This is a genomic window from Nocardioides sp. (assembly GCF_047606145.1).
Classification (GTDB): domain Bacteria; phylum Actinomycetota; class Actinomycetes; order Propionibacteriales; family Nocardioidaceae; genus Nocardioides.
This window is the reverse complement of record NZ_JASGET010000161.1, coordinates 1-4,478: the sequence shown is the minus strand read 5'-3', so window position 1 is coordinate 4,478 and position 4,478 is coordinate 1. Positions and strand designations below refer to the sequence as shown.

6 protein-coding genes are annotated in these 4,478 nt (G+C 71.5%); 4 read left to right on the top strand and 2 right to left on the bottom strand.

Annotated elements, in window-relative coordinates; all coding sequences use genetic code 11:
• Positions 1-296, top strand: a 296-nt coding sequence (locus QM638_RS21980; protein ID WP_415145630.1) for a polysaccharide pyruvyl transferase family protein, incomplete at its 5' end; no start/stop codon positions are given.
• Positions 297-339: 43 nt separating this feature from the next.
• Here QM638_RS21980 and QM638_RS21975 read toward each other — a convergent pair.
• Complete coding sequence (locus tag QM638_RS21975; protein ID WP_415145628.1) at positions 340-750, bottom strand: GNAT family acetyltransferase; 411 nt, start codon at positions 748-750, stop codon at positions 340-342.
• Complete coding sequence (coaA, locus tag QM638_RS21970; RefSeq protein WP_415145626.1) at positions 750-1,733, bottom strand: type I pantothenate kinase; 984 nt, start codon at positions 1,731-1,733, stop codon at positions 750-752. Before coaA ends, QM638_RS21975 begins: the two co-directional genes overlap by 1 nt.
• 78 nt (positions 1,734-1,811) lie before the next feature.
• Here coaA and glmS point away from each other — a divergent pair, with 78 nt between their 5' ends.
• From glmS to QM638_RS21955, 3 genes are all read left to right on the top strand, one after another.
• Positions 1,812-3,656 carry a glutamine--fructose-6-phosphate transaminase (isomerizing) gene (glmS, locus tag QM638_RS21965; protein ID WP_415145624.1) on the top strand — a complete coding sequence of 615 codons (1,845 nt, stop codon included), beginning with the start codon at positions 1,812-1,814 and terminating at the stop codon, positions 3,654-3,656.
• A 6-nt stretch (positions 3,657-3,662) separates the two neighbouring features.
• Entirely contained in the window at positions 3,663-4,013 is a 351-nt protein-coding gene (locus tag QM638_RS21960; protein WP_415145622.1) for a holo-ACP synthase, read from the top strand.
• A gap of 10 nt (positions 4,014-4,023) precedes the next feature.
• A partial coding sequence (locus QM638_RS21955; RefSeq protein WP_415145620.1) for an NAD(P)H-hydrate epimerase occupies positions 4,024-4,478 on the top strand: 455 nt, incomplete at its 3' end.

Genomic DNA, 4,478 nt, shown 5'->3' with positions numbered 1-4,478 from the left:
GCAGGCTGCCCGCACTGGCCGCCGGGCCTGCCGCCGCCGGCCTGGTGGGTGCGGGCTTCGCCGCCGGGACGGCGGTCTGCGTCGGCGGCGCGACGACCCTGTTCGCCGGCGCGCGGCTGGTGGTCACCGACCGCCTGCACGCGCACGTCCTCGCCGGCCTGATGGGCATCCCGCACGTGGTGCTCGACAACAGCTACGGCAAGATCGGTGCGGTCTACCGGGCCACCACCTCCGGGTTCCGCACCGCGCGCCACGTCGGGTCGGTGGCGGAATTCCTCGGCGACCAGGGCGGCTGAGCCGCCCCACCCGGCCCGCGGCGACCCCGGCCACCGGGGCCCGTCATTCGTCCAGGCGACGGCCGAGGACCAGCACGTCCTGCCTGGCGTACCCGAGGTGGTCGTAGAAGTCGAGGACGACGGCGTTGTCCGTGCGCACCATGAACTGGAGCTTGGGGATCCCGCGCTCGACGAGCCATGCCTCCGCGGCCGCCATCAGCTGTCTGCCCAGACCCCGGCCGCGGGCCGGATCGGCCACGGCGAGGTAGTAGACCCAGCCGCGGTGGCCGTCGTGCCCGACCATCGCGGTGCCGGCCAGGAGCCCGCCGTCCCTGATCCCGAGCACGGCGGACGCAGGGCCCGCGACGGCACGGGTGAAGTCGGCGGCCGCGTCGTTCCACGGACGGGTCAGTCCCGCCTGCGCCCACAGCGCGACGGCCGCATCGGCGTCGGCGGCGTCGAGTCGCTCGATCATCACACCTTCCTGATCCGCACCCAGCTGACCTGGTGGTCGGCGCCCTTCCGCAGGATCGCGGTGGCCCTGCCCCGGGTCGGGCGGATGTTCAGCTCGAGGTTGGGGCCGTTGATCCGGTTCCAGATGTCGATGGCCTCTGCGACGGCCGCCTCCTCCGACATCCGCCCGTAGCGGACGAAGTACGACTGCGGGTCCTGGAAGGCGGTCTGGCGCAGGTCCAGGAACCGGTTGACGTACCAGTGTCGGATGTCGGAGTGCGCGGCGTCGACATACACGGAGAAGTCGAAGAAGTCGCTCACCGCCAGCCCGGTGGTGCCGTCGGTCCTGCGCCGCGCGGGCTGGAGGACGTTCAGGCCCTCCACGATCAGGATGTCGGGCTGCGAGACGGTGATCGCCTCGCCCGGCACGATGTCGTAGCCGAGGTGCGAGTACACCGGGGCGGTCACCTCCGGGGCGCCCGACTTCACGTCCATCACGAACTGGACGAGCCGGTGCCGGTCGTACGACTCGGGGAAGCCCTTGCGGTCGAGCATCCCCATCCGGTCCAGCGTCGCGTTGGGGTAGAGGAAGCCGTCGGTGGTGACCAGGTCGACCCGCGGGCGCGACGGCAGCCGCGACAGCAGCTCCCGGAGCAGGCGGGACACCGTCGACTTGCCGACCGCGACCGAACCGGCGACGCCGATCACGAACGGCGTGGGGCGCCCGCCCAGCCCCAGGAAGCGGTGGCTGTCGGAGAACAGGTCGCCGGTGCGATCGATGTACAGGCTGAGCAGGTCGGTCAGCGAGAGGTACACCTCGCGCACCTCGGCCGCGTCGGTGGGGTCGCCGAGGCCGCGGAGCCGGTCCAGGGTCGCGGCGTCGAGGCGGTCGCCCCTGGTCGCGGCCAGCGAGGCCCAGTGGTCGCGGTCGAGCGTCACGTACGGCCCGTAGGGGTGCTCCTCGGGGGCGTCGGCCTCCTCGTAGAAGCCGGCTGCTGCGGTCATCGCCACCTCGACTCGTGCCTGGTTGCCATCTTCGATCAGGGCCCAAGTATGGGCGAAGCCGCCGGTACAGTGACCGACATGTGCGGAATTATCGGTTACACCGGTCCCCGGGTCGCGCGGGAGGTGGTGATCGCGGGCCTTCGCCGGATGGAGTACCGCGGCTACGACTCCGCGGGCGTCGCGATCGTTGCGGACGGACGGATCGAGTACCGCAAGAAGGCGGGCAAGATCACCAACCTGGACGCGGAGCTGGCCGTCCACCCGCTCCCCGACGCCGGCCTGGGCATCGGCCACACCCGCTGGGCCACCCACGGGGGCCCGACCGACGCCAACGCGCACCCGCACGTGTCGGCGAACGGGCGGGTGGCGCTGATCCACAACGGGATCATCGAGAACTTCGCCACGCTGCGCGCGGAACTGCAGGCCTCCGACGTCGTCTTCGCCTCCCAGACCGACACCGAGACGGCCGCGCAGCTGCTCGGCCGCGAGGTGGCGGCGGGCACGGACCTGGCCGACGCCATGCGCGCGGTGTGCGCGCGCCTGGAGGGCGCCTTCACGCTGGTCGCCGTGGACGCGCAGGAGCCCGAGCGGCTGGTCGCCGCTCGGCGCAACTCCCCGCTGGTGGTCGGGGTGGGCCAGGGCGAGAACTTCGTCGCCTCCGACGTGGCCGCCTTCATCGAGTTCACCCGCCACGCGATCGAGCTCGGCCAGGACCAGGTCGTGGACGTCACGCCGACGTCGATCACGGTGACCGACTTCGCCGGCAACCTCGCGCAGACCCATCCCTTCGAGGTCACCTGGGACCTGTCGGCGGCGGAGAAGGCCGGCTACGACTGGTTCATGCGCAAGGAGATCTACGAGCAGCCGGGCGCGGTGGCCGACACGCTGCTCGGCCGGTACCACCCGGACGGGTCGCTGAAGCTCGACGAACTGCACATCCCGGAGGCCGAGCTTCGCCTGATCGACAAGATCATCATCGTCGCCTGTGGTACGGCGTACTACGCCGGTCTGGTCGCCAAGTACGCGATCGAGCACTGGACACGGATCGCCTGCGAGGTGGAGATCGCCAGCGAGTTCCGCTACCGGGACCCGATCATCACCGGCTCGACGCTCGTGGTGACACTCAGCCAGTCGGGGGAGACCGCCGACACCCTGATGGCGATCCGGCACGCCCGCGAGCAGCACGCCAAGGTCATCGCGATCTGCAACACCAACGGCGCCACCATCCCTCGGGAGTCGGACGCGGTCATCTACACCCACGCCGGCCCCGAGATCGGCGTCGCGTCCACGAAGGGTTTCCTCACCCAGGTGGCGGCCTGCTACCTGCTCGGCCTCTACCTGGCGCAGGTGCGCGGCACGATGTACGACGACGAGATCCACGCGGTGATGGGCGAGCTGGCCGCGACGCCGCCGCTGATCCAGAAGGTGCTCGACGAGCTGGATCCGATCAAGCAGCTGGCCGCCGACTTCCTCGGCAAGAAGTCGGTGCTGTTCCTCGGCCGTCACGTGGGCTACCCGGTGGCGCTGGAAGGTGCGTTGAAGCTCAAGGAGATCGCCTACCTGCACGCGGAGGGGTTCCCCGCCGGAGAGCTGAAGCACGGGCCGATCGCCCTCGTCGAGGACGGGGTGCCGATCTTCATCGTCGTGCCGCCGCAGGGCCGCGACCAGCTGCACGACAAGGTGGTCTCCAACATCCAGGAGGTGCGGGCGCGCGGTGCGCTGACCGTGGTGCTCGCGGAGGAGGGGGACGCGGAGGTCGAGCCGTACGCCGACATCCTGTTCCGGCTGCCGAGGGTGTCGACGCTGCTGCAGCCGCTGGTCGCGACCGTCCCCCTGCAGATGTTCGCGTGCGAGCTGGCCACCCTGAAGGGCTATGACGTCGACCAGCCCCGCAACCTCGCCAAGAGCGTCACGGTCGAGTGAGCTGAGATGATCCTCGGGCTCGGCATCGACGTCACCCAGGTCTCCCGGTTCAGCGAGGCGGCGCAGCGCACGCCCGGCCTGCTCGACAAGATCTTCACCCCGGCCGAGCACGACACCTCGATGCAGCGAATGGCCGGTCGGTTCGCGGCGAAGGAGGCCTTCGCGAAGGCGCTCGGCGCTCCCACCGGCCTGGTCTGGACCGATGTCGAGGTGCGCAAGGACGCGGAGGGAAAGCCCTACTTCTCCTGCTCGGGCACGGTCGCCGCCCTCGTCGCCGAGCGCGGGATCGCGTCGATCCATCTCTCGATCACCCACGACGCCGGGATCGCCGCCGCCGTGGTCGTCTGCGAGTCGTAGGAGCCTCGCGATGCTGCACGCCTGGACCGTCGCGCAGATCAGGGACGCCGAGGCGCGCGCCATCGCCGACGTCGGCCCGGACGTCCTGATCCAGCGGGCAGCCGCGGGCCTGGCCTCGGCGATCCTGCGGCGGCTGCGCGCAGGGCGGTTCGCTGCGCGGACACCCGTGGGGTCGGTGCCGGCGGGCGCCTACGGGGCCCGGGTACTGCTGGTGGTGGGATCGGGCAACAACGGCGCCGATGCGCTCCTCGCGGGCGCGATCCTGGCCGGCCGCGGCGTCCGGGTGAGCGCGTGGCGCTCGTCCGATCGGGTCCACGAGGCCGGCTGGGCGGCGCTGCGGGGTGCTGGAGGGCGCGAGGTGGACGCCGCGACGGCGCTCGCCCAGCTGCCCCGGCAGAGCCTGGTCGTGGACGGGGTGGCCGGCATCGGCTCGCGGCCGGGGCTGGCGCCCGCGGTGGCCGGGTT

What these genes read in the sequence shown, in the direction of transcription:
- QM638_RS21975 (WP_415145628.1), bottom strand. Translation starts at nt 750, where the DNA reads ATGATCGAGCGACTCGACGCCGCCGACGCCGATGCGGCCGTCGCGCTG.
- coaA (WP_415145626.1), bottom strand. Translation starts at nt 1,733, where the DNA reads ATGACCGCAGCAGCCGGCTTCTACGAGGAGGCCGACGCCCCCGAGGAG.
- glmS (WP_415145624.1), top strand. Translation starts at nt 1,812, where the DNA reads ATGTGCGGAATTATCGGTTACACCGGTCCCCGGGTCGCGCGGGAGGTG.
- QM638_RS21960 (WP_415145622.1), top strand. Translation starts at nt 3,663, where the DNA reads ATGATCCTCGGGCTCGGCATCGACGTCACCCAGGTCTCCCGGTTCAGC.